The 25,514-nt window shown below is 31.3% G+C and carries 23 protein-coding genes and 1 other RNA gene; 19 read left to right on the top strand and 5 right to left on the bottom strand.

The window, feature by feature from the left end; translation table 11 throughout:
- The first annotated feature begins 128 nt into the window (after nucleotides 1-128).
- From QM746_RS10550 to QM746_RS10525, 6 genes are all read left to right on the top strand, one after another.
- Nucleotides 129-1,007: a helix-turn-helix domain-containing protein gene (locus tag QM746_RS10550; protein ID WP_414984186.1), complete on the top strand. Its 879-nt coding sequence runs from the start codon at nucleotides 129-131 to the stop codon at nucleotides 1,005-1,007.
- 230 nt (nucleotides 1,008-1,237) lie between these two features.
- Complete coding sequence (locus tag QM746_RS10545; protein ID WP_414984185.1) at nucleotides 1,238-4,186, top strand: SusC/RagA family TonB-linked outer membrane protein; 2,949 nt, start codon at nucleotides 1,238-1,240, stop codon at nucleotides 4,184-4,186.
- 10 nt (nucleotides 4,187-4,196) lie between these two features.
- Nucleotides 4,197-5,798 (top strand): RagB/SusD family nutrient uptake outer membrane protein, encoded by a 1,602-nt coding sequence (locus QM746_RS10540; protein WP_414984184.1) that lies wholly within the window; start codon nucleotides 4,197-4,199, stop codon nucleotides 5,796-5,798.
- 13 nt (nucleotides 5,799-5,811) lie between these two features.
- The gene (locus tag QM746_RS10535) at nucleotides 5,812-6,861 is read left to right on the top strand and encodes an IPT/TIG domain-containing protein (protein ID WP_414984183.1); all 1,050 of its coding nucleotides are present in this window, start codon (nucleotides 5,812-5,814) and stop codon (nucleotides 6,859-6,861) included.
- 191 nt (nucleotides 6,862-7,052) lie between these two features.
- Nucleotides 7,053-8,270 carry a glycoside hydrolase family 27 protein gene (locus QM746_RS10530; RefSeq protein ID WP_414984182.1) on the top strand — a complete coding sequence of 406 codons (1,218 nt, stop codon included), beginning with the start codon at nucleotides 7,053-7,055 and terminating at the stop codon, nucleotides 8,268-8,270.
- Nucleotides 8,270-9,232: a glycoside hydrolase family 5 protein gene (locus QM746_RS10525; RefSeq protein WP_414984181.1), complete on the top strand. Its 963-nt coding sequence runs from the start codon at nucleotides 8,270-8,272 to the stop codon at nucleotides 9,230-9,232. The genes QM746_RS10530 and QM746_RS10525 overlap by 1 nt, the downstream gene beginning before the upstream one ends.
- Before the next feature lie 34 nt (nucleotides 9,233-9,266).
- On the opposite strand, the gene QM746_RS10520 is transcribed toward QM746_RS10525, so the two are convergent.
- The gene (locus QM746_RS10520) at nucleotides 9,267-9,611 is read right to left on the bottom strand and encodes a phosphomannose isomerase type II C-terminal cupin domain (RefSeq protein ID WP_374364154.1); all 345 of its coding nucleotides are present in this window, start codon (nucleotides 9,609-9,611) and stop codon (nucleotides 9,267-9,269) included.
- A 360-nt stretch (nucleotides 9,612-9,971) separates the two neighbouring features.
- On the opposite strand from QM746_RS10520, the gene QM746_RS10515 reads away from it, so the two are divergent.
- Nucleotides 9,972-10,652, top strand: a complete 681-nt coding sequence (locus QM746_RS10515; RefSeq protein WP_414984180.1) for a metal-dependent hydrolase — start codon at nucleotides 9,972-9,974, stop codon at nucleotides 10,650-10,652.
- 8 nt (nucleotides 10,653-10,660) lie between these two features.
- Here the strand turns inward: QM746_RS10515 and ffs are convergent.
- An RNA gene (ffs, locus tag QM746_RS10510) (signal recognition particle sRNA small type) lies at nucleotides 10,661-10,758 on the bottom strand.
- Between the two features lie 73 nt (nucleotides 10,759-10,831).
- Here ffs and QM746_RS10505 point away from each other — a divergent pair.
- The 9 genes from QM746_RS10505 (at nucleotide 10,832) to QM746_RS10465 (ending at nucleotide 19,077) form a co-directional block, all read left to right on the top strand.
- On the top strand, nucleotides 10,832-11,410 hold the full coding sequence (locus QM746_RS10505; RefSeq protein ID WP_414984179.1) for a DUF4199 family protein: 579 nt from the start codon (nucleotides 10,832-10,834) through the stop codon (nucleotides 11,408-11,410).
- Between the two features lie 225 nt (nucleotides 11,411-11,635).
- Nucleotides 11,636-12,589: a glycosyltransferase family 2 protein gene (locus QM746_RS10500; protein WP_414984178.1), complete on the top strand. Its 954-nt coding sequence runs from the start codon at nucleotides 11,636-11,638 to the stop codon at nucleotides 12,587-12,589.
- Nucleotides 12,590-12,597: 8 nt separating this feature from the next.
- Nucleotides 12,598-12,987 (top strand): rhomboid family intramembrane serine protease, encoded by a 390-nt coding sequence (locus tag QM746_RS10495; protein WP_414984177.1) that lies wholly within the window; start codon nucleotides 12,598-12,600, stop codon nucleotides 12,985-12,987.
- Nucleotides 12,971-13,681 (top strand): GIN domain-containing protein, encoded by a 711-nt coding sequence (locus QM746_RS10490; protein ID WP_414984176.1) that lies wholly within the window; start codon nucleotides 12,971-12,973, stop codon nucleotides 13,679-13,681. The genes QM746_RS10495 and QM746_RS10490 overlap by 17 nt, the downstream gene beginning before the upstream one ends.
- A gap of 25 nt (nucleotides 13,682-13,706) precedes the next feature.
- A complete protein-coding gene (locus QM746_RS10485; protein WP_414984175.1) occupies nucleotides 13,707-15,425 on the top strand; it encodes a phospho-sugar mutase in 1,719 nt (572 codons plus the stop codon).
- Nucleotides 15,426-15,593: 168 nt separating this feature from the next.
- The gene (locus QM746_RS10480; protein ID WP_414984174.1) at nucleotides 15,594-16,847 is read left to right on the top strand and encodes a pyridoxal phosphate-dependent aminotransferase; all 1,254 of its coding nucleotides are present in this window, start codon (nucleotides 15,594-15,596) and stop codon (nucleotides 16,845-16,847) included.
- Between the two features lie 108 nt (nucleotides 16,848-16,955).
- Nucleotides 16,956-17,678, top strand: coding sequence for a 3-deoxy-manno-octulosonate cytidylyltransferase (kdsB, locus tag QM746_RS10475; RefSeq protein WP_414984173.1), 723 nt, complete (start codon nucleotides 16,956-16,958; stop codon nucleotides 17,676-17,678).
- 34 nt (nucleotides 17,679-17,712) lie between these two features.
- Nucleotides 17,713-18,375, top strand: a complete 663-nt coding sequence (locus QM746_RS10470; RefSeq protein WP_414984172.1) for a histidine kinase — start codon at nucleotides 17,713-17,715, stop codon at nucleotides 18,373-18,375.
- A 186-nt stretch (nucleotides 18,376-18,561) separates the two neighbouring features.
- The gene (locus tag QM746_RS10465) at nucleotides 18,562-19,077 is read left to right on the top strand and encodes a glutathione peroxidase (protein WP_414985142.1); all 516 of its coding nucleotides are present in this window, start codon (nucleotides 18,562-18,564) and stop codon (nucleotides 19,075-19,077) included.
- A 46-nt stretch (nucleotides 19,078-19,123) separates the two neighbouring features.
- Here the strand turns inward: QM746_RS10465 and QM746_RS10460 are convergent, their stop codons facing one another.
- Nucleotides 19,124-19,780, bottom strand: a complete 657-nt coding sequence (locus QM746_RS10460; protein ID WP_414984171.1) for an NAD(P)H-binding protein — start codon at nucleotides 19,778-19,780, stop codon at nucleotides 19,124-19,126.
- Between the two features lie 106 nt (nucleotides 19,781-19,886).
- On the opposite strand from QM746_RS10460, the gene QM746_RS10455 reads away from it, so the two are divergent.
- Nucleotides 19,887-20,240 (top strand): MmcQ/YjbR family DNA-binding protein, encoded by a 354-nt coding sequence (locus QM746_RS10455; protein ID WP_374364186.1) that lies wholly within the window; start codon nucleotides 19,887-19,889, stop codon nucleotides 20,238-20,240.
- Here the strand turns inward: QM746_RS10455 and QM746_RS10450 are convergent.
- Complete coding sequence (locus QM746_RS10450; RefSeq protein ID WP_414984170.1) at nucleotides 20,237-21,157, bottom strand: bifunctional riboflavin kinase/FAD synthetase; 921 nt, start codon at nucleotides 21,155-21,157, stop codon at nucleotides 20,237-20,239. The genes QM746_RS10455 and QM746_RS10450 overlap by 4 nt on opposite strands.
- A 102-nt stretch (nucleotides 21,158-21,259) precedes the next feature.
- On the opposite strand from QM746_RS10450, the gene atpD reads away from it, so the two are divergent.
- Together atpD and QM746_RS10440 are read left to right on the top strand one after the other, a co-directional pair.
- Nucleotides 21,260-22,768, top strand: a complete 1,509-nt coding sequence (atpD, locus tag QM746_RS10445) for a F0F1 ATP synthase subunit beta (protein ID WP_414984169.1) — start codon at nucleotides 21,260-21,262, stop codon at nucleotides 22,766-22,768.
- Nucleotides 22,769-22,853: 85 nt separating this feature from the next.
- Nucleotides 22,854-23,138 carry a FoF1 ATP synthase subunit delta/epsilon gene (locus QM746_RS10440; RefSeq protein WP_374364182.1) on the top strand — a complete coding sequence of 95 codons (285 nt, stop codon included), beginning with the start codon at nucleotides 22,854-22,856 and terminating at the stop codon, nucleotides 23,136-23,138.
- A 79-nt stretch (nucleotides 23,139-23,217) separates the two neighbouring features.
- Here the strand turns inward: QM746_RS10440 and QM746_RS10435 are convergent, their stop codons facing one another.
- Nucleotides 23,218-25,431 (bottom strand): B12-binding domain-containing radical SAM protein, encoded by a 2,214-nt coding sequence (locus QM746_RS10435; protein WP_414984168.1) that lies wholly within the window; start codon nucleotides 25,429-25,431, stop codon nucleotides 23,218-23,220.
- Between the last annotated feature and the right edge of the window lie 83 nt (nucleotides 25,432-25,514).

Genomic DNA, 25,514 nt, shown 5'->3' with positions numbered 1-25,514 from the left:
ATTTATTATGTTAACTCAATGTTAACAATTGCTACTTTTGCTAAGACAAATTTACTTTATGTTTTTTTTATGTAAGTAATACTATTTTATCAATATAATATTATATAATTGCAATTAAAATTAATGTTATGAAAAATGAAAAGAATTTTTTCAGAGAAATACCACCTCTAACAAGCAATGATAGCTTTTTGGTGTTTGATAGAGTGAAGGAAAAATTTGACTTTCCTATACATTTTCATCCAGAATTTGAAGTAAACTTTATTCAAAATGGTAAAGGTGTACGTAGAATTGTTGGGGATCATATAGAAGAAATAGAAGAATTTGAATTGGTTTTGGTAGGGCCAAATTTGTATCACGCTTGGGAGACTTATAAATGTAAAGAGAAAGATATTCACGAGATTACAATTCAATTTGATGAAAAACTTTTTGATGATAATTTGCTTTCTAGGAGAATTATGAGACCAATAAGAGATATGTTTAATAGGTCGTCTCACGGTGTTTTGTTTTCGTATTCTACCGCGGAATTTCTATCCAAACGTATCTGTAACTTGTCTAGATTGGATGGAATGGATTATTTTTTGGAGATTTTATCTATTCTGCATGATATGGCTACGTCTCGAAATCAAAGGATATTATCCACGTTTACAGTAGATTATGATAAATTTGAGGATGATGACAAAATGAAGATTGTGTATGATTATATACAAAAGAATTTTGCAAATAAAATTACATTAGAAGAAGTTTCTAAGGTAGCTCTTATGAGTCCTGTTTCTTTTAATAGATTTATAAAAAAGAGAACCAATAAAACATTTGTTAATTATTTGAATGATGTTAGAATTGGTTATGCAGCACGAAGTTTAGTGGAAAAAGATTTAAGTGTTTCTGAGGTGGCTTTTAAATGTGGCTTTAATAATATAGCAAATTTCAATAGGATATTTAAGAGTATAAAAGGCGTAACGCCAAGTACTTACCGGGAAGAGTTTAATGGTATTAAAAGAATACTTTAATTAATATTGATATTATTTTGTCTTTTTTATTGATGAAAATGTCTTTTTTGAACATGAAAAATATCATCAGCGAAAATAATAGTAACAATTGATAAAATAATATTAACAAATCCTTCACATTCAGTTATAAATTTGTTTTGTTAAAATAAATGAAAAACCATTGATAATTTGACAATGTTATAATTATCAATTTTGAAGGAAAATAATCAAATTAACAACCAATTTATATTATGAAGAGTTTTCTTTATTATCTAAATCCAAGCAGTAGTGGTAAGACTAGTATCGCCGCTTTGTTTCTTCTTGGGGCAATTACAGGTGTAGATGCACAGCAAAAATCTTCACGAGATACTCTAAAAACAAAACAAATAGAGGAAGTAGTGATGATTGGCTATGGTACACAGAAAAAAAGTGATTTGAATTCTTCTGTGTCTTCAATTAAGACAAAGGACATTCAAGACATTAAACAGGTCTCTGTAGACCAAATGATTCAAGGTAAACTAGCTGGTGTTAGTGTTGCTAATAATAATGGGCAACCTGGAGCAGCGGTTTCAATAAGGGTTAGAGGTACTACTTCTTTGAATGGGACTAACGAACCTTTATATATTATTGATGGAGTTCCAATTTCTGGTGATGCAACTGGTAAATCTACATCTGGTAGACCAATTGCTGGTGGAGATTTTTCATCTACAGGTGGTTCTGGTAGTGTTGCTGTTTCTCCTATTTCTTTTTTAAACCCAAACGATATTGAGTCTATAGATGTATTGAAAGATGCATCTGCAACTGCAATATATGGTTCTAGAGGTGCAAATGGTGTAATTATTATTACAACAAAATCTGGAAAAAAAGGGATAGGTAAAATTAGCTATGAAGGCTACACGTCTGTTTCTCAAAATTACAAATATTTAGATGTGCTTAATTTGCAACAGTATGCTGCTTTGCAAAATGCTATGGCTCCTGTTTTTGGGACTCAACTAAGAGCGGAATTTGCACATCCTGAGTTATTAGGAAAAGGTACAGATTGGCAAAGAACTATTTATAGAACAGCGGTAGCTCAAAATCACCAAGTTTCTTTTGGTGGAGGTAAAGAAGATGCTAATTATTATTTGTCTTTAGGATATTTGGACCAACAGGGTACAATTATTAATACAGGGTTAAAAAGATATACCCTAAGGTTAAATCTTAATGCTAAAGTAAAACCTTGGTTAAGAATTGGCGCTAACCTTACAGGTGGTATTTCTAATCAGAATTTCACAGTAAATGAAAGCTACACTGGTTTAATTTCTAATACGTTATTGCAAGCTCCAGATTTACCAGTTTATAATATAGATGGAACTTTTGCATCTCCTCCAGCTGGACAGAATACTAATTATTTTAATCCTGCAGCAGAAGCTTTAACAAAATTAAATAAATTAATTAGAAAAAATTTCTTAGGAAATATTTATGCAGAAGCAGATTTATTAAAAGGTTTAAAATATAGAATAGAAATGTCTGCAAATACCGAATTTGCAGAAAATACAGAATTTTGGCCACAATTCAATAGAGGCTCTCAGTCTAATGACACAGCTGACCTTTGGTTAAGAAATAATGATTGGTATTCTACCAATATTAAAAACTTACTTACCTATGATAAATCATTTGGTAATCATAAATTTACCATTTTATTAGGACAAGAGGCGTTAGATAGTCATTGGAAAGGAATTACAGGAGAAGGGCATGGCTTTAAATCGAATGATGTATATTCTCTTAGTATGGCAGATACTACAGAAACAACAAGTTACAAAGGTAGTGCATCTTTATTGTCATATTTTTCTCGTTTAATCTATGATTTTGATGGCAGATATAGCATTACAGCTTCAATAAGAAGAGACCAATCGTCTAAATTTGATCCTCAAGGTAATAAAGGAAAAAATCAGGTAGGATATTTCCCTGGTATTTCTGGTTCTTGGAGAGTTACTAAAGAAAGTTTTATGGATTGGATTCCTTCTAATATTGTTAGTAATCTGAAATTCCGTGCTGGCTACGGAGAGACAGGGAATCAACAAATTTCTAATAATTTATACTCTTCACAGCTTAATATCTATAATCTACCAGCTTATCTTAGTAATCCTGATTTGAAATGGGAAACTATGAAGCAAACTAACTTAGGTGTAGATTTATCATTATTCAATAGATTAAATGTAACTTTTGATTGGTATAAAAAAACATCATCAGATTTCTTGTTTAAATTACCATTGCCAGATTATTTAACAGGAGGATTTTCTCAGTATGGTGGTATAGAATCTCCTTATTCTAATTTGGGTAGTATGGTGAACAGAGGTTTCGAGATTACCCTAGGTTATGAAACAAAAGCTGAAAATTTTAATTGGAGTACAAATTTTGTTTTTACAAGATATAAAAATGAGTTACTTAGTCTTGTAAATGGAATGTCTAATATTACAGAATCTGTAAATATCAATGGATACCAACCAATGATTGCTACAAATACGACAATTGGTAATCCTATTGGTACATTCTGGGGCTTGAAATATGAAGGTTTGTATAGAACAGCTGCTGACCTTACAAATGCTCCTTCTGTGTATGGTAAAGCACCAGTGCTAGGAGATGTGAAATATGCAGATGTAAATGGAGATGGAAAAATTGATGATTTAGACAAAGCTATTATTGGTAATCCTCACCCAGATTTTACATTTGGTTTTACAAATACATTTAGATATAAAAGTTGGGATTTATCAATTTTCATACAAGGCTCTGTAGGAAATGATGTGATGAATTTAACTAAAAGAAATGGTACTCAAAATGCTATGATGTATCAAAATCAATTAGTAGAAGCTTTAGATTATTGGTCTCCTACCAATCCTAATGCAAGTCAACCGAGAATTATCAATAGTATTTCGCATCCAAATATTATGATTTCTGATAGATATGTTGAGAAAGGAGATTATGCTAGAATTCAGAATTTGACATTAGGGTACACATTACCTTCAGATTTTGCATCAAAAATGAATTTATCTAAATTTAGAATTTATTTTACTGCTCAAAATCTTTATACTTTGACTAATTATTCAGGGTACGACCCAGAAATTGGTTCGTTTAATCAAAACGTTCTTCTTACTGGTATAGATAATGGTAGATATCCTTCTCCTAGAACATTTATTTTTGGCGTTAACCTAGACTTTTAATATAATAGACATGAAATCTTTAAAAATATATAATTTAAGAAAAATTACTATTGCTATTTTCGCTCTTGGAGCTATGGCATCTTGTAGTAATGATTTTACAGATAGACCTTCAGAAGATTCTATTAGTGCAAATAATTATTATAAAAATGATGAACAAGTAAGAGTAGCAACCGATGGGATGTACTATAAGACTTGGTTTCAATTTAATAATAAATTTTTCTATGCAATTTCAGAAGTTGGTTCTGGTAATATGTATACCAATTCATCTGATGTAAATGCTATGAGAAGTTTTTCTATGACTTCATCTGATGCAGAGATGTTTGCAGGATGGCAATCTCTTTGGGCTAATGTAGCACAAGCTAATTATCTTATCAATAATCTTCAGAAAATGGCTGATCCTTCAGTTAGTCAAACAGTGATAAACAATGCTTTGGGAGAGGCTTATTTTATGAGAGCTACTGCGTATTTCTACTTAGTTAGATTATGGGGGCCTGTTCCAATTATTGTAAATAATTATGATCATATAAACAGTCCTCAACTTAATACAAATAGAGTAGAAGATGTATATGAATTAGTAACAAGAGATTATACACAAGCAATTAGTCTTTTGAATAGCAAAGTTAGAGGTGCTAGTTATGCTGACAATGCAAAAGTATCTAAAGGTTCTGCTAAAGCTATGTTGGCAAAGGTGTATCTTTATTTAAAAGATTATACAAAAGCAAGACAATTGTCTGAAGAAGTTATTAATAGTGGAGAATTTAAGTTATTAGGTGGTACTTCTCAATATTCTATTCAAAGTAAGTCTTTTGGAGATTTATTTAAGTATGCTAATAATAATAATGAAGAATCTGTATTTGCGTTACAATGGAAAACAGATGCTAATTATGGTTCTGGTAACAATTGTAATACACAGTTTGGTATCAGTAACGGAACAATTTCTACATCTAATGCAACTTATGGTGGTGTTTTTGGCCCTTCTCAAGATATTTTAAATCTATATTCTTTAGGAGATGCTAGAAGAAATGAAACAATTATGTTCCCAGGTAATGTATATCCTGATATGAAAATCAAAAATGGGAAAACCTTCCAAGTTGGATTTACAGTACCAACAGCAGACCAGATTGGAGGCCAAGGCTCTGGAGCTGCAATTAAAAAATATTGTGTAGGTATCGAAAATGGAAATAATTCTGGACCTATTGATGCTTGGGCAATGATGGATAATAATACTTACATTATGAGATTCTCAGAAGTTTTATTAATTCATGCAGAAGCAATCCTTGCAGGTGGAGCATCAACGTCTGATGCTGCTGCTCTTAAATCTTTCAATGCTGTAAGAAATAGAGCAGGACTTAGTGATGTTTCTTCATTTACTTTCGATGATTTATTTACCGAAAGAAGAAAAGAATTAGCTTTCGAAGGTGATTATTGGTTTGATTTGGGAAGAATTTCTCGTACCAAAGCTATTGCAATAATGGCTGCACAAAATAGAGGTAATATGTGGGGAGCAGAATATTATACGCCTGCTGAAAAAGATTTCACCTTACCTTATCCTGCAAACGACGTAGCTAAAAACCCTAAACTTTTAGATGCACCAGTTCAATATCAATTCTAAAAATTTAAAAAAAATGAAAAATTTCATAAATAAAACTTTTAAATATTTCATCTTTTTACTTGCTGTTACTGTTGTGTGGACTGCTTGTAGAAATGATGATGATGAGAAGATTTCTACTTCTGCGCCTACAATTGATCTTGTTGCAGCTTCGGTAGATGAAAGTGGTAAACCAACTGATCTATCTTCTGTTACAGTAGGATATGCTAATAATGTGTATATTATAAAAGGAACAGGATTTGCTACTTTGAAACATGTTTATTTTAATGATTATGAGTCTTATTTCAATCCAAATTTGGTTACAGACAATACAATTATTGTTACAATTAATGAGAAAACACCTTATGCTAATGTTAACAATAAACTTAAGCTTGTTACAAAATTTGGTACTATAGAATATGACTTTACTGTAGCTCCTCCAGCACCTGTCTTTAAAAGTTTTAATCCTATTAATGCTGCTGATGGAGAAGAAGTAACTATCACGGGTAATTATTTTTTAAATTCTGTTGTTAAAGTGGGGGATGTGGAAGCAGAGGTTATATCTGAAAGTTTAACAGAGATAAAGATTAAACTACCTCAAGGTTCGCAAGGAAAAAAGATAACAGTAACAACACTTTCTGGAAGTAATACTTGGGGAACAGCAATAGGAACAGCCTTGTTTGATGATAAGTTTTACTCACCTTGGAATATTGATTCTGCTCAAAATCATACTTTTGTTAATGATGCATCTGCTGCTTTTCAAGGTAGTGTTTTCATTAAAAAAGAAATAGATGGATGGGGAAGTATTAGTACTAATTGGGTATGGGAAGAGGATGCTGTAAAAAAATATACAGGAATTAAATTTGCGGTTAGGTCTGATGATGATGGTAAATTAGAATTAATTTTTAATAATGATTGGAGCGATTCTGAGGTTAGACAGTTTAAAACTTCTAAAGATTGGAAAGAAGTTAAATTTACTTGGAGTCAACTGAATAACCCTGCTGTTTTACAGAATTTAGCATTCAAAGAATTTACAGGAAATAAGCATAATTATTATTTCGATAATATTACTTACACAACAGATTAAATTTATAACATATAGTTCGTATTTTGTTTAAAGTAAAAAGTAAAAAATAAAAATATAAAATATTAAATTACAATATGAACAATTTATGTTATTACTATTAAAAATAAAAAGTGTTTTTCAGAAATAATTATTAGGATTAATTATTCAACTAGAACCCTCATTGTAGGGTTCTTTTTTTAAAAAAAATTGTTATGAAAAAATTATTAAGCATTGCAGCAATTGCAGCAGTTTCTTTACTAAGTGCTCAAAAATTCGAAAACGTAGCCTTAACTCCGCCAATGGGATGGAATTCTTGGAATACTTTTGAAGTGAACATCAACGAAGATTTAGTAAAAAAAACAGCAGATATGATGGTTTCGTCTGGTATGAAAGATGCCGGCTACGAATACATTGTTCTAGATGATGGATGGATGGTGAAAGACCATAGAGATAAAAATGGCGATTTAATTCCAGACCCAGTTAAATTCCCAAGCGGAATGAAAGCTCTTATTGATTATGTGCACTCCAAAGGTTTAAAATTTGGTCTTTATAATTGTGCAGGTACTCAAACGTGTGCTGGTTATCCTGGTACAAGAGGTTACGAATATCAAGATGCAAGATTTTATGCAAATTTAGGAATAGATTTTTTAAAATACGATTGGTGCAATACAGCAGGTATTAATGCTACAGAAGCTTATACTACCATGAGCAAAGCTTTGAAAGCTGCAGGTAAACCCATTGTCTTTTCAATTTGTGAATGGGGAGACAATCAGCCTTGGAATTGGGCAACACCAGTTGGCAATCTTTGGAGAATTTCTGGAGACATCTATCCTTGTTTCGATTGCGAATACAAACACGAAGAAGGAAACTGGTCTTCTTGGGGTGTTCTTAAAATTCTTGAAATGAGAAAAGACATTCGTAAAGTTTCTGGACCAGACCATTGGAATGATTTTGATATGATGGAAGTAGGAAACGGAATGACGAATACCGAAGACAAATCTCACTTTACACTTTGGTCTTTGATGGCTTCTCCGCTTTTTGCAGGTAATGATTTGAGAATTGTAAAACCCGAAACTTTAAAAATTCTTACCAACAAAGAAATGATTGCTATCAACCAAGATAAATTAGGAATTCAAGGGTTTAAATATCAATCTGAAAATGGAGTAGAAGTTTGGGTAAAACCTCTTTCTGATGACAATTGGGCTGTAGTTTTTTTAAACAGAACAGATAAATCACAAAAAGTGAAATTCGATTGGAAAAAACATATTATTGAAGACAAAGATTTTAATTTGACTTTGAATTTAAATAATCACAATTATTCAATTAGAGACCTTTGGGAGCATAAAGATTTAGGTAAAACCAACAAAATTTTTGATAAAGAATTGGCTTCTCACGACGTAATTGCAGTTAAACTTACTAAAATTAAATAATGAGGAATTTATTGTATATCATTTCGTTAGCTTTACTTACCTCTTGCGGAACTTCTTTTGTTGCAACTCACGGTCAACTTTCGGTAAAAGGAACTCAATTGGTAGATAAAAACCAAAAGCATGTAATGTTGAGAGGGGTAAGTTTGGGTTGGCATAGTATGTGGCCTAGATTTTACAATCAATCTGCAGTTTCTTGGCTCAAAAAAGACTTTAATGCAAATGTTGTTCGTGCTGCTTTAGGAGTAGAATTGGGCGAATATGGGAATTACGTAAATGATAAAAATTTTGCAAAAGAAAAAATTTACACTGTAATAGATGCCGCCATTAAGAATAATATTTATGTAATTGTAGATTGGCACAGTCATAATATCAGATTAGAAGAGGCTAAAGAATTCTTTGACGAAACTTCTAAGAAATATGGCAAGTATCCTAATGTAATTTACGAAGTTTTCAACGAACCAGATTACGAAACTTGGGCAGAAATAAAATCTTACTCAGAAGAAATTATTAAAGTGATTAGAAAAAACGACCCAGATAATATTATTTTGATAGGTTCGCCTTCTTGGGATCAAGATGTGCACTTGCCTGCAAAAGACCCTATTACTATTGATAAAAACCTAATGTACACGATGCATTTTTATGCTGCAACTCACGAAAAATGGCTTAGAGATAGAACAGATGAAGCTCTGAAAAGCGGTTTACCAATTTTTGTTTCAGAAAGTGCAGGGATGGAAGCTTCGGGAGATGGTAAAATGGATTATAAAGCTTGGCAAGAATACATAGATTGGATGGAACAGAAAGGTCTAAGCTGGATTGTTTGGTCTATTTCAGATAAAGATGAAACATGTTCTATGCTGAAAAAATCTGCCAGTTCAGAAGGAAATTGGAAAGACGAAGATTTAAAAGAATCTGGACTAAAAACCAGAGAATATCTTAGGTTCTACAATAAAGGTAAAAACTAATAAAAAAGGCTGTCATTTTCGACAGCCTTTTTTTTTAACTTCTAGAATAATCGTCTTCTATTCTTACAATATCGTCTTCTCCAAAATAAGTTCCGGTTTGAACTTCTATAAAGATTAAAGTATCTTCTCCTACGTTTTCTACACGATGTTTTGCAGTTAATGGGATTAAAGCAGTTTCACCATAATTGTAAATTTTATCTACATCGTCCAAAGTTATTTTGGCAGTTCCTTGTATAATTGTCCAAGCTTCTTGGCGATGGTGGTGATATTGATAAGATAATCTTTGCCCAGGCAAAACTTCTATTCTTTTCAATTTAAAATTGGGTTCATCAAATAGTACATAGTACTTTCCCCACGGTCTTTCTCCGATCTCGTTCATAATATTTTTTTGTAAAATTAGTAAGATTAAAAGACTTATAATGCTACTATTTTTTCAAAATTTTATATAAAATAACAATCTCTGCTTTTCGGTTGATGTAGCTATTAAAAAATAGGATAATTTGCCATTTATCAGCAATCAATCTTGATTGTTTTCTATGATGAAAAGTAACACTTTTTAACTCTTAACAGAAAAATAACCTCAATAAAAATAGAATTTTACAACCGTGAAAATTAAATTAAGTATTTTTGTAAAGTTTCTAATTTTTTAAAACCATTTAAAAGCTAAGTTAAAGCAAGATTAAGCATTAGAAACTAATTGAAATTTAAAGAATTATATAAAAATTTAAAATAAAAATTTATGAAAATAAAATTTCTTGGGCAAAACTGTTTTTTGTTTACTTATAAAGGCAAAAATATACTTTCAGACCCTTTTTACAACTTCCAAAAAGAACAATCTGGATTTGATGTTAAAGCTCAAAAAATAGACTATGTTTTAATAACTCATGCACACGGAGACCACATTGCAGATGTGAAAGAAGTGCTAGAAAATCATCCAGATGCAACTGTAATTGGTCAACCAGAAATCTGTGATTATTTTAATCATGCAAACTCAATTGATATTAATTTTGGAGGTTCTGCAAAATTTGATGATTTGAAAATTTCTATGGTTCCAGCGCATCACACTTCTAGTTTTCCAGATGGAACGTATGGCGGACAACCAGCTGGTTATGTTTTCAGATTTCAAGATAAAAATATTTATTTTGCAGGAGATACTGGCGTAATGGCAGATATGGCGCTTTTTCCTCAATTATTTGGCGAAATTAGTTTGTCTGTGTTGCCAATTGGTGGTCATTATACTATGTGTGCAAGAAAAGCTGCTTTTGCGGCTTCAGAATTGTTAAAGTGTAAGAAAGTAATAGGATGTCATTTTGATACATTTCCTCCAATTGCCATTAATCATGATGATGCAGAAGCGTTGTTTAACGAAAAAAATATTGAATTGATTTTGCCAAAAGTTGGCGAAGAATTTACCGTATAGGCATAAAAAAATGGCAAGCTACCTAAATCACACCGCTACGACCAATTACCTTTGCTGCGTTCCCACCCTGGAGGATTCTCAGGAGCTGGTTGTTTAGGACTTGCCGGTGCAAAAGTACTGAATTAATTTAAAATTCAAAATTCAAATCTTAAAAAATTTAAAAAAATAAAATTAGAAAAATGATTAAAAATGTTTATGCTCTTGGTTTTGTGTTGTTTATCGTAACAATGTTAGTTTTTTTTGGAGCATATTTTTTTGCGTACAATGCCAATTATTTTAACACAAGCCTTATTTTAAACGCTTTTGTGCTTCCAGCTATCTATACTTTGGGTGCGTATTTGTCTGTAAATTCACTAAAAAAGCAAAAAAGAGAATTAGGTTTTAAAGATGCTTTTGGTAGCGCGTTCAAACCAATGTTTGTTGGAGGATTTTTGTCTATTTTCAGCATTTTTGGTTTCTTAAATTATGGTGATGCTGATGCAAAAGCTACTTTGAATTACCAATTTATAGAGAGAAACAAAAAAGAAGCTACAGAAATTTATACTAAGCAAAGGTCTGTGATGAAGACTGAAAAAGAAAAACAAGATTTGGATAAAGATTACCAAAAAAGCATGACGAGTTTTTCGCCAGAAATGGTAAAAAAAATAGATATGTTTACTTTTAGATATTTTGCGTATTATTTTGCTGCGATTTTGGTTTTTTATACCATTCTTTCTACTTTTTTTGGAAGTTTCTTTAGAAGTAAGTCAATTCAATAATTTTAATTTGAAGAATTTTTGTGGGTAGTTTTTGATTCATATTTTCATTATTTCTAAAATTTTGAAAATCATGACATGACAAAAATTATCAATTTCTTACTGAAATAATCGTGAAAATTATCAGTATATTTACCATTGCAAAAAGTCTTTTTACAAGTTTATATTTCTTAATTTTGTTGCTCGTTTTTGCGATATAAATTTTCAAAAAAAATAAAATAAATTTTAATGAATCTATCCGTTGTAGTTCCTTTGTTAAACGAAGAAGAATCTTTACAAGAACTCTATACAAGAATTGATAATGTATGCCAAGAAAATAAATTATCCTACGAAATTTGGTTTGTAGATGATGGCAGTACAGATACTTCTTGGCAAATTATTGATAAATTGTCTCAAGAAAATCCCAATGTTCACGGGATTAAATTTTCTAGAAATTATGGTAAGTCTCAGGCATTGCACGCAGCTTTTGAGAAAGTAAATGGCGATGTAGTGATTACCATGGATGCAGATTTACAAGACTTTCCCGAAGAAATTCCTGGATTATACAATAAAATAATCGACGAAAAATACGACCTTGTTTCTGGTTGGAAGAAAAAACGTTTCGACAATGTAATGACGAAAAATCTTCCTTCAAAATTATTCAATTCTGCGGCTAGAAATCTTTCTGGAGTTCAGTTGCACGATTTTAATTGTGGTTTGAAAGCTTACAGAAAACAAGTGGTAAAATCTGTAGATGTTTACGGAGATTTACACCGTTGGATTCCTGTTTTGGCAGCTAATGCAGGTTTCAAAAAAATTACCGAAAAAGCAGTACAACACCAAGCAAGACCTTACGGAACTTCAAAATTTGGGACAGAAAGATTTATCCGTGGTTTTCTAGATTTAATTACTCTTTGGTTTATCAGTAAATTTGGTGGAAGACCAATGCACTTTTTCGGAGCAGTAGGAACATTAATGTTTATTTTCGGGTTTTTGTCTGCATTTTGGTTGGGGGTTTCTAAATTGGTAGATGTTTATTATTATCATATTTACGGGAATTTAATTGCAGAAAATCCTTGGTTTTATATTGCATTAACCATGATGTTGATGGGAACTTTGCTTTTTGTAGCAGGATTTCTAGGCGAATTGGTGATTAGACAAAGTAGAGGACATAAAAATTATCACGTTGAAGAAATTCTTTAATATTGATTATGGAAAATAATTTACCAAAAATTTATTCAAGTAAAGCAATTCTTGGATTTTCAGTTTTTATGAGTTCTTTATTTGGAGGAATTCTATTGTATATAAATTTAAGAAATTTAAAAAAATATAAAGAAGCCAATATTGTACTTGTAATTTCAATTATTTTGACTTTGCTTACTTATTTTGTAATGTCAATTCCTGAAAATCCTAAAAGTTCACTTGCTTATTTATGTGGATTTATTGGTGGTGGCATTTTATCATATTTTTTATTTCCGAAATATATTCCAAACGAAGAAGATTTTCCTAAAAAACAAATTAGGAAGCCATTAATAATTGCTGTATTAATTGTTATTGTTTTTATTTCTTTAATTATATTTTCAGATGAACAAATTATTTAATTTTTTATATATTTTTCTATTTTTAGGATTCATTTCTTGCTCCAAAATCTCACCAAAAGGTGAAATAGAAGTGAAAGATGTTTCGGTAGAAAATTTTACCAAACTAGATTTGAAAGGCAATTTCAAAGTGTTTTTTGTGAAAGGAAATCAAAATTTAGTAAGTGTAGAAACCTATCCTAATATTTACAAAAACCTTGATGTAGAAGTAGATAACGGAACTCTAGAAATAAAAGAAAACAGAGATGCAAAAAATGTAGATTTCTACAGCATTACCATTTTTGGTAAAAACGAACTTTCTGAAATTTCTATGGCAAATCATGTAGAAATGAATGTCTCAGGAAAGATTAATTCTCCTCAATTTTCACTATATTTGAAAGACAATACTAAGTTTATGGGAGCTATAACTTCTCATAAAACAATTGTAGAAATGTCGAATAATGCAAACGCAAATTTATTAGGAAAAAGTAAATTTTTGAATTTGAAACAATCGGATTCTACAAGCATTATGGCTCCGTATTTTGAAATAGAAAATTTAGAAATTTCAGCTAAAAATAATGCTTCAGCAGGATTAAATATTGATAATGAAATGAAGGGAAATTTAGAAAATACATCAAAACTCATTTTCTACGGAGAACCGCTTAATAAATTAACAAAAAAAGATAAAGCTTCTGTAGAAAACAGAAAATTTAGATAATATCAAAACAAAAAAATAAAAATATATGACAACTTTGGAAAAAGCAAAACTTTGGTTATCAGATACTTTTGATACTGAAACTAAAGCTACAGTTCAAAATTGGATAGATACCAATTCACCAGAATTAGAAGACAGTTTTTATAGAGAATTAGAATTCGGAACTGGTGGTATGCGTGGAGTAATGGGCGTTGGAACTAATAGATTAAATAAATATACTTTAGGACAAGCTACTCAAGGTCTTGCAAATTATTTAATTCTGCAATTTCCAAATCAGGAAATTAAAGTTGCAATTGCGTATGACGTAAGAAATAATTCTAAAGAATTCGGGAAAATTGTAGCAGATGTTCTTACCGCAAACGGTATTAAAGTGCTTCTTTTTAAAGAACACAGACCAACTCCAGAACTTTCTTTTACGGTTCGTGATAAAAAATGTAATGCAGGAATTGTATTGACGGCTTCTCACAATCCGCCAGAATATAATGGTTACAAAGTATATTGGAATGATGGCGCTCAAATTGTACCTCCAAACGACGAAAATATCATTAAAGAAGTTTATGCTACAAAATTTGAAGATGTAAAATTCAACGGAAATGATGATTTAATAGAATGGGTTGGTGCAGAACAGGATGATGTGTATATTGATAGGTGTATTGCAGAATCTCTATATCAAAAAAATAAAATAGGATACGATAATTTGAATATTGTTTTCACATCTATTCACGGAACTACTTATACCACTATCCCAAAAGCTTTAGAAAAAGCCGGCTTCAAAAAAATAGACTTGGTAAAAGAACAAATGATTCCTAGTGGTAATTTCCCAACAGTAGAATCTCCAAATCCAGAAGAACCAAAAGCGCTTCAAATGGCTGTAGATTTGGCAAATGTTGTAAATGGAGGTATTGTTGTCGGTTGTGATCCTGATGGAGACAGATTAGGAATTGCCGTAAGAAATCTTGATGGTGAAATTCAATTGTTGAACGGTAATCAAACCAATATGATTCTTACAGATTATGTATTGAATCAATGGAAAAATCTGGGAAAAATTACAGGCAAAGAATTTATTGGCTCTACTATTGTTACTTCAGATGTCTTCTTTGATTTGGCAGAACAATACGGTGTAGACTGCAAAGTAGGATTAACAGGTTTCAAATGGATTGGTAAGATGATTCATGATTTTGAAGGCAAAGAAAAATTCATTTGTGGAGGTGAAGAATCTTTCGGATTTATGACTGGAGATTTCGTTAGAGATAAAGACAGCTGTGGTTCTATTTTACTAGCTTGCGAAATTGCAGCTTGGTGCAAAGCAAACGGTAAAACCATGTATCAATATATGATAGATATTTACAAAAAAGTAGGTGTTTATCAGGAAGCGCTAGTGAATGTTGTAAGAAAAGGAAGAACAGGTGCCCAAGAAATTACACAAATGATGGTAGATTTCAGAAATAATCCGCCTAAATCTTTAGCAGGTTCTTTAGTTACCGAAGTTAAAGATTTCCAGGAACAAACTTGTCTTAATGTACTTTCCGGAGAGAAAAAAGCAATGAATGATATTCCAAGATCTAATGTTTTGATATACTATACAGAAGACGGAACTAAAATTTGTATCAGACCTTCTGGAACTGAACCGAAAATTAAGTTCTATTTCTCTGTAAAAGGTTCTGTAGCTAACGAAAGCGATTATAAAGCAGAAGTAGCAAGATTAGAAAAGAAATTCGATATTGTAAAACAAGATTTGAAACTCTAAAAGTTTAAAATAAATTTAATCACTCGTTGATTTAGTAGGTTTAGTAGATGTTTTATTCTGCAAAATCTGCTTAATCAGCGAGTTTTTTTATGGATATTATTGAAGACTTTTGTTTTATATTCTTTAAATTTGAAACTTCTAAAATGAATTAATCTAAATCTATAAAAAGTGGTATCAAAACTCGCTCAAAACCTTATTGGTTCAGAAATTATCAAAATCGGTAATCAAGTAAACGAATTAAAAGCAAAAGGTGCTGAAATTGCTAATCTTACAATTGGCGATTTAAACTCAAAAATATATCCAATTCCTGCACTTCTAAAGGAAAATGTACAAAAAGCTTATGCTGAAGATTTAACCAATTATCCACCAGCAAATGGCTTACTTTCTCTTAGAAAATCTATTGCTAAAGATTTAAAATCTCGTTGGAATTTAGAATATTCTCCAGAAGATATTTTGGTTGCATGTGGTTCTAGACCTTTAATTTATGCAACTTTCAAAACCATAGTTGACGAAGGAGATAAAGTAGTTTATGCCGTTCCATCTTGGAATAACAATCACTACGCTTATCTTACCTCTGCTAATGCGGTAGAAGTGGAAGTTTCACCAGAAAATAACTTTTTGCCAACTGCAGCAGATATTATTCCTCATTTAGAAGGTGCTGTTTTGGTGGCGCTTTGTTCTCCGCTCAATCCAACGGGAACCATGTTTACCAAAGAACAACTTTCTGATATTTGCGAAGCAATTATTGCCGAAAATAAAAAAAGAGGAGAAGGAGAAAAACCTCTTTATTTAATGTACGACCAAATTTATGCAATGCTTACTTTTGGAGATTCTGAGCATTTTAATCCAGTAACTCTATTCCCAGAAATGAAAGATTACACGATTTATATCGACGGAACTTCAAAATGTTTCGCGGCAACTGGTGTAAGAGTAGGTTGGGGATTTGGTCCAGAATATGTAATGAGTAAAATGAAAGCTTTGCTTACACATGTTGGAGCTTGGGCGCCAAAACCAGAACAACAAGCTGTAGCCGAATTTTTAGACAATACAGAAGCTGTAGATACTTTTGTGGATGAATATAAAGGAAGAATTGCTCACAGTTTAGAAGTTTTACACGCTGGAATTCAAGAGATGAAAGCTAAAAATTTTGCTGTAGATAGCATCAAACCAATGGGAGCTTTGTATCTTACAATAAACTTAAATTATATTGGAAAAACCACCGAAGAAGGAAAAGTTTTGAAAGATTCTACAGATTTAGTTTTTTACTTAATTGAAAAAGCAGGTGTAGCTTTAGTGCCATTTTCAGCTTTTGGAAATTCTAGAGAAATGCCTTGGTTTAGAGCTTCAGTAGGCGCTTGTTCTGTGGAAGATTTACAAAAAATGTTCCCTAAATTGGAAACTGCTTTAGCTAAATTAAAATAAATTTATCTCTCGCTGATTTTTCAAATTTTATGGATTTTAATCTGCAAAATCAGCGAGAATTTCGAATATAATTGTCATTAAAAACATATAATTCATAACATTTTACTAATGAAAATTATCGCTGTAATACCAGCTCGTTATGCTGCAAGTAGATTTCCAGGGAAATTAATGCAAATTTTGGGAGACAAAACTGTAATTGCTACTACATACCAAAATGTAGTAGAAACAGAACTTTTTGATGAAGTTTTTGTGGCAACAGATTCTGAAATTATGTTTGATGAAATTACTAATAATGGAGGAAAAGCTGTAATGACGGGCGAACATGAAACGGGAAGCGACAGAATAGCAGAAGCTGTGCAAAATATTGATTGTGATATTGTGATTAATGTTCAAGGTGATGAACCTTTCCTGAAAACTGAGCCTTTAAAACAATTGATTGAAGTTTTTAAAGCAGATATAAATAAAGAAATTTCTTTAGCTTCTCTTAAAATTAGATTGACAAATCTAGAAGAAATAGAAAATCCAAATAATGTAAAAGTAATCACAGATTTGCAGAATTTTGCCATGTATTTCAGCCGTTCTGTGATTCCTTTTCCTCGCGAAACTTCCGTAGAACATTTGTATTATAAACATATTGGTGTTTATGCTTTCAGAAAAGAAGCTTTGGTGAAATTTGCGAATTTAGAAATGACTCCGCTTGAAATTTCAGAAAAAATAGAAGCAATTCGTTATTTGGAACACGGAATGAAAATCAAAATGATAGAAACAGATTTTGTGGGAGTTGGCATTGATGTTCCTGAAGATTTAGAAAAAGCAAGAAAATTAATTTGAAAATCCTATATTTGAAAATTCAGAAATAAAATTAATGAGAAAACTACTTTTAATAGCAACACTCCTAGTTACAACACTGTTTTCCGCACAAAATGCCAAACAAATAATTGATAAAAACATCGAAATTACAGGCGGTTTAATCAATTGGAAACTCTTAAATTCAATCCTTTTACAAGGGAAAGTAATTTTGGGTGTAAGCGAAGAATATCCTCTTAAAATTTACCAACAAAGACCCAATCTTACTAAAACGGTGATTACTGTGGGGAAAAAAGAAAATGTAGTAGAAGGATACGATGGCAAAAATGGTTATTCTATGAATTATGTGGTAAATAAATTGCAGATTCAGAAAGATTATGTTGCAGAAAGCTTCGATACCGATTTTATAGATTTTGAAAACAAAGGATTTTCGGCACAAGTTTTAGGAAAAGAAAAAGTAGGCGAGAGAGAATGTTTCAAAGTAGAGCTTATTAAAAATGTGAACAGAACGGTTTATTTTTTTGATGTTCAAAATTTCTTCTTATTGAAGGAGGTTAAAAAAGACGAAACTTTGATTTATTCGGAATTTAAAAAAGTAAATGGTTTAATAATGCCATTCCGAATAGAAGCTTCTACACCAAAAAAAGAAGGAGATTATGTGATGATTCTTAATAGGATAGACACCAACAAAGCTTTTCCTGCTAATACTTTTAAATTTTAAAATGATAGATGTTTGATGACTGGTGTTGGAAGTTGTAAAACTCTTACAACCATTATCTAACTTATAGCATCAAAACAATTATAGAAAATATCTAAAAGCGTTTTAAAGCGCTTTTTTTTGTGTTTATAAATCTTACATTTGATAAAAATAATTTTTATGAAATCTTTTAAATATTTGTTCATTATTATGTTTTCATTATTCGGTTTATTGGGTTCAAAAGCACAAACACCTAAGTCTATTCATTCTTTTAAAGTAGAAGCTTTAGATGGCTCTAATATAGATTTTTCTAAGTTTAAAGGCAAGAAAATTTTGATTGTTAATACTGCTTCACAATGTGGTTTTACGCCTCAATATGAAGATTTAGAAAAATTATACGAAACGTATAAAGACAAATTGGTAATTGTAGGTTTTCCGGCCAATAATTTTGGTGGACAAGAACCTGGTACAAACCAAGAAATTGGTGCTTTTTGCCAAAAAAATTATGGTGTAACTTTTCCTATGGCAGCTAAAGTTTCGGTGAAAGGAAAGGATATTGCTCCAATTTTCGAATTCTTAACTGATAAAAAGCTAAATGGTGTAAAAAACACAACTATTCTTTGGAATTTTACCAAATTTCTATTGAATGAAAAAGGTGAAATTATAGACACTTTTATCAGTACCACAAAACCAACTTCAGATTCTATCACGAAGTATTTTAAATAGTATAAAGGGATTAGGATTTAGGTGTTAGGAATAGTGCTTAATTCTCCTAATCCTTTTTTTTCTCTGCAAAACTAAAAATGCAAGCTAATTTAATTTCAGAAAAACCATTAGATTTTATTTTAGAAGCATTAATCATTGCTTGTGCCAAAATATGAGTTGGTAAAGGTTTTTGGTGCTTAAAAATTCCTAATTTATTCAAGAGATTTATCAATTTAATGCCAAAAACTTCACCAGTTCTATTGGTGTTTTTTCGGTCTAGCATTCCGGGTTTAAAGATGATTAATTTATTAAAATGCAAGTTTTTTACAGCTTCTTCTAGTTCGCCTTTCATTTTAGAATAGAAAATTTTAGAATTCGGATTTGCTCCATAAGCAGAAACCAAAATAAAATCTTCTACATTATTTTTTTTGGCGACTTTAGCAAAATTGAATTGATAATCGTAATCTACTTTTCGCTGTGCTTCTTTGTTTCCTGCAGCCTTCAAAGTGGTTCCTAGACAAGAAAAAGCAACATCTCCTTTTACAAGATTTTTCCAATCTTCTGGATTTTCAAAATCAACAATATGTTGAAAGACTTTAGCATTATTAATTTCCAAATTTCTCCTTAGAAAAACATTAATTTCTGTGAAATAAGAGTCTTCAATTAATTTTTGAAGTAAATCTTTTCCTGTAGCACCAGTTGCGCCTATTACGAGAGCTTTCATTGTTAATAATTAATAATTAATAATTAATAATTAATGAGTGATAATTGATGTTAAATATCTTTAAAATTACTAAATTTGAGTGAATTTCAAATACCTTTTATCAATTATGTTAGCAGAAGAAATCCGCGAATATTGTTTAGCAAAAAAAGGAGTTACAGAAGGTTTTCCTTTTAATGAAACTACTTTGGTTTTTAAAGTAGGTGATAAAATGTTCTTGTTAATGGATTTAGAAAGTCAGCCTTTAAAATTTTCAGCAAAAGCAGACCCAGAATGGAGTGAAGATTTAAGAGAGCAATATCACCAAATTACAGGCGCATATCACATGAACAAAACGCACTGGAACACCATTTCTGTAGATGGATTGAAGCCAGATTTTGTATTAGAATTAATAGACCATTCTTATGATTTGGTTTTTAAAAGTTTGACAAGAAGAGTGAAAGAAGAAATTTTGAAGAATTAAAACTCAAAATTTTCTGTCAATTTTTTGTCTTCGTCTAGTCTTTCGATGAGTTTTTCTAAAGATTCAAATTTAATTTCTTCGTGCAAGAAATCTCTAAATTTCACAGTGATTTCTTCGCTGTAAATATCTTCATTAAAATCCAAAATATAGACTTCCACCGTTAGTTTTTCGCCATTTACGGTTGGGTTTGTGCCAATGCTTAGCATGCCTTTGTAGAATTTGTTTTTTACGTAAACTTTTACAATATAAGCACCTTTTTTAGGGAGAAGCTTTAGCTCATCAACTTCAATATTTGCAGTAGGATAACCAATGGTTCTTCCTAATTTTTTGCCGTCAATTATTTTCCCCGAAACAGAGTAGTGGTAGCCAAGCATTTTATTGGCGCCAATAATGTTTCCGTCACTAAGGCAATTTCTAATTTTGGTAGAACTGATATTAGAATCTCCATCTTTCACGGCTTTTAATTGTTCTACCTCAAAATTTAATTCTTTTGATAGTTTTTGTAAAAGTTCGAAATTTCCAGATTTATTTTTCCCGAAAACATGGTCGTGACCAATAATAATGTGTTTTACGTTCAGTTTTTCAATTAAAATTTGTCTTACAAATTCTTCACCAGTAAGATTTCTAAAGTTTTCATCGAAAGATTTTAAGAAAACAACGTCTAGATGAGCTTTTTCTAATAAGTCTAATTTTTCGTCTAAAGTATTTAAAAGTTTAATATCATCATTAGGATTAAAAACTTTTCTTGGATGTGGCCAAAAAGTGAGTAGTGCAGTTTCAAACTGTTTCTCTTGAGCCGTTTTTTTTAGTAAATTAATAATAGAAAGGTGCCCTAGATGAACTCCGTCAAACATTCCTAAAGACAATACTTTAGGTGAGTTTTCTGTATAATTTTCAAATTCTCTTACGATTTTCAAAACTGCATTGATTTTGTGAGTGCAAAGATGAAAAAAAATATTGATTTATAGTAAATAAATTATAAAGATTGATTATATTTGCACGCAAGAAAAAATAAAGCAATGGCAAACCAAATTAAAGGAAAAATTTCACAAATTATCGGTCCAGTTATCGACGTTGTTTTTCAGGAAGTAGAAGAATTACCAAAAATCTATGATGCCCTTGAGATAAAAAAAGCAAACGGAGAGTCTCTAGTATTGGAAGTAGAACAGCACATTGGTGAAGATATGGTTAGATGTATCGCAATGGATGCTACTGATGGTTTACAAAGAGGACAAGAAGTAACAGGATACGGAAGACAAATTACAATGCCAATTGGCGAAGAAGTAAACGGAAGACTTTTTAACGTTGTAGGTGACGCTATTGATGGTCTTAAAAGTATCGAACATACTAACGGATTGCCAATTCACAGAGAAGCTCCTAGATTTGATCAATTATCTACTTCAGCCGAAGTTCTTTTTACTGGTATTAAAGTAATCGACCTTATTGAGCCTTATGCAAAAGGTGGTAAAATTGGTTTATTCGGTGGTGCTGGTGTTGGTAAAACTGTATTAATTCAAGAATTAATTAATAATATTGCAAAAGGTCACGGTGGTTTATCTGTTTTCGCTGGTGTAGGCGAAAGAACAAGAGAAGGAAATGACCTTTTAAGAGAAATGCTAGAATCTGGTATCATTAAATATGGTGATGATTTTATGCATTCTATGGAAAACGGTGGTTGGGATCTTTCTAAAGTAGATACTAAACTTATTAAAGAATCTAAAGCTGCTTTCGTTTTCGGACAAATGAACGAACCTCCAGGTGCAAGAGCTAGAGTAGCACTTTCTGGTCTTACACTTGCAGAATATTATAGAGATGGTGATGGTGAAGGACAAGGAAGAGATGTACTTTTCTTCGTAGATAATATTTTCCGTTTTACACAAGCTGGTTCTGAGGTTTCTGCACTTCTAGGGCGTATGCCTTCTGCGGTAGGTTATCAACCAACTTTAGCTTCTGAAATGGGTGCTATGCAAGAGAGAATTACTTCTACTAAAAATGGTTCTATTACATCTGTACAAGCGGTTTATGTACCTGCGGATGACTTAACAGACCCTGCTCCTGCAACTACATTTGCCCACTTAGATGCTACTACAGTACTTTCTAGAAAAATTGCTTCTTTAGGTATTTATCCAGCGGTAGATCCATTAGATTCAACTTCTAGAATCCTTACTCCTGAAATTTTAGGAAATGAGCATTATGACTGTGCACAAAGAGTAAAAGAAATCCTTCAAAGATATAAAGCGTTACAAGATATTATTGCAATTCTTGGTATGGAAGAACTTTCAGAAGAAGATAAACTTGTTGTTTATAGAGCTAGAAAAGTTCAGAGATTCTTATCTCAGCCATTCCACGTAGCAGAACAGTTTACAGGTCTTAAAGGTGCTTTGGTTGATATTAAAGACACTATCAAAGGTTTCAACATGATTATTGATGGTGAATTAGACCACTTACCAGAAGCTGCTTTCAACTTGAAAGGTACCATTGAAGAAGCTATTGAAGCAGGACAAAAATTGCTTGCTGAAAATGCTTAATATAATTTTAAATGTTAAATTTTAGATTTTAGATTGAATTGCAATAATTTAAAATTTAAAATCTATAATCTATAATTTGAAAATAATGAATATTAAAATATTAACTCCGGAATTTGTAGTTTTTGAAGGCGAAGTAGAATCTGTTCTTCTTCCCGGTAAAAACGGTGATTTCCATATTATGAAAAATCACGCCGCTATTGTTTCTTCTTTAGTTAATGGTAGAGTAAGGTTATATACCAAAGAAATTGCAAACGAAAATTTTGCAAAATTCTTTACCAAAGAAAATGAAAAGAATAGTGTTTTTTCTTACCAAATAAACAGTGGTGTAGTAGAATTTAACAATGAAAAAGGAATTATCCTTTGCGATTAAAAATTCTTCACAATAAATTAGAAAACTCGAGTCAATTGGCTCGAGTTTTTGTTTTTATGATTTTTGTTTAAGTCTTATTTTAGAGAGAAAGTATCACTCCATTATCTTTAAGAGTTTGTATCGGTTTCGAATACCAAAATAATTCAAAATCATCAAAGTCTAATTCAAATTTTGATTTTAATTCATTAAAATTCAATATTTTATTTTGGTTATTTAAAGTAATTTTATCAATGGTTTCTAGTAACCAATTTGCTTTTTCTTTTTCTAAGTTTATACTAAAAGAATTGGTTTTTTCGTGGAAAGTAAGAGTTGCCATTTCCCAAGAATTTCCTTTTTTAGTTTTAGTGAAAAAGTTGGTCAATGGTTTTGTGCCTGCCCAGACGATTTTAGCATTTGGCTTGGTATTGAAATTTTCTTCCTCCAAAAGACAATCGTGTATGTAATCTGGATGGATTTTTGTTCTCGGAATTTTAAATTCAAACCATTCTTGCAAAGGATTTTCAAAACAAATCCCGTGCATATAATTAAACAAAGATTTTTTTAGTCCAAAACTGAATTTACTGTGGTCAATTCCGGTTTTATCTTTAAATTCAATATCATTATTTGCAAAAGTGATGTCTTTAAGGTTAGGTACTACACCAAATTCCTCAGGATTCAAACCAACTGGCGAATGCGCCGTCATTGCAAATTGATGCCAAAAACCACTCTGCAAAATTCCCATTTCGAACATTTGTCTCACCATTTCCAGAGAATCTACGGTTTCTTGTTCGGTTTGAGTAGGATAACCGTGCATTAAATAAGAATGTACCATAATTCCGGCTTCTGTAAAATTCCTGCAAACTTTAGCTACTTGTTCTACAGTTACGCCTTTGTTGATGAGTTTTAGCAATCTGTCTGAAGCTACTTCTAAACCTCCTGAAACGGCTACACAACCCGAAAGTTTCAATAAAAAACACAAATCTCTGGTAAAACTTTTCTCAAATCTGATGTTCGTCCACCAAGTAACTACCAATTTTCTACGAATAATTTCTAATGCAACCTCTCTCATCAAAGCTGGTGGTGCTGCTTCATCTACAAAATGAAAACCATTTTCGCCTGTTTTTTCGATGAGTTCTTCAATTCTATCAACTAAAATTTTAGCAGCAACAGGTTCATAAATTTTGATATAATCTAAAGAAATATCACAAAAAGTACATTTTCCCCAATAGCAACCATGCGCCATTGTGAGTTTATTCCAGCGTCCGTCGCTCCATAAACTGTGCATGGGATTGGCGATTTCTATTACGGAAATATATCTGTCTAAAGGCAAATCGGTATAATCTGGTGTTCCTAATTCAGATTGTTTATAATCTTGTTTTTCAGAATTATTTTTATAAATTACTTCTCCATTTTCGAGCAAAAAAGTTCTTTTTAGTGGAGATTTTTCGCTTTGTTCAGAATGGCAGATTTTTTCATAAAGCAGTTCTAAAGGCAATTCTCCATCGTCTAATGTAATAAAATCAAAGAATTCAAAAACTCTTTTTTCTTTCAAATCTCTTAATTCGGTGTTTGGGAAACCTCCTCCCATAAAGGTTTTAATCTCAGGGAAATTTTTCTTGATGAATTGAGCGCACTTAAAAGCTGAATACAAGTTACCAGGAAATGGAACCGATAATCCTATTAATTTTGGTTGAATTTCTTTAATTTTTTTCTCCAATAATTCTAAAGTAATTTCATCAATAAATGTCTTTTCAGAATGGAGTTTTTCATATAACTCATCAAAAGAATTAGCACTTCTTCCCAATCTTTCGGCATATCTGCTAAAACCAAAATTTTCATCAATATTTTCTACTATAAAATCTGACAAATCTTCTAAATACAAGGTTGCCAAGTGTTTTGCCTTGTCTTGTAAACCCATATTTCCAAAAGCGTATTCCATGTCGTCTAATTGCGAAAATCTGGAAGCTTCTGGCAAAAAATTCATGCTGCAAATCTGTCTTGCCAACGTAGGTTTTTTGTTTTGAAGAAAAGCAATTACGTCATCAATGGTTTTAATATATTCTTCTTTTAGAGCAAAAATTCTTTGCGAATTATCCGAAATTTCAGTTCTTAAATTTTGAAACTTTGAACTTGAAACTTGAAAAATTTTCTCCATTCCTTCTTTTGAGAAAAGTTCTAAAATAACTTCAATTCCCAAATCCATTTGATGATTTGGAATATTTTTGGTATTGAAAAAACCTTTCAGATACGCTGTGGCAGGATAGGGCGTATTGAGCTGAGTAAAAGGAGGTGTAATGAGAAGAATATCTTTCAAATGAATAATTTTTACAAAGGTAATATTTATTAGAGCCTGTTTAAATTTTATTGCTTAAAATTTTTATAGGAATTTTGAGATGA

The sequence above is a fragment of the Cloacibacterium sp. genome (assembly GCF_047601505.1).
Taxonomy (GTDB): Bacteria; Bacteroidota; Bacteroidia; order Flavobacteriales; family Weeksellaceae; genus Cloacibacterium.
The sequence above is the reverse complement of the archived record's forward strand: the minus strand, read 5'-3'. Positions and strand labels throughout refer to the sequence as shown.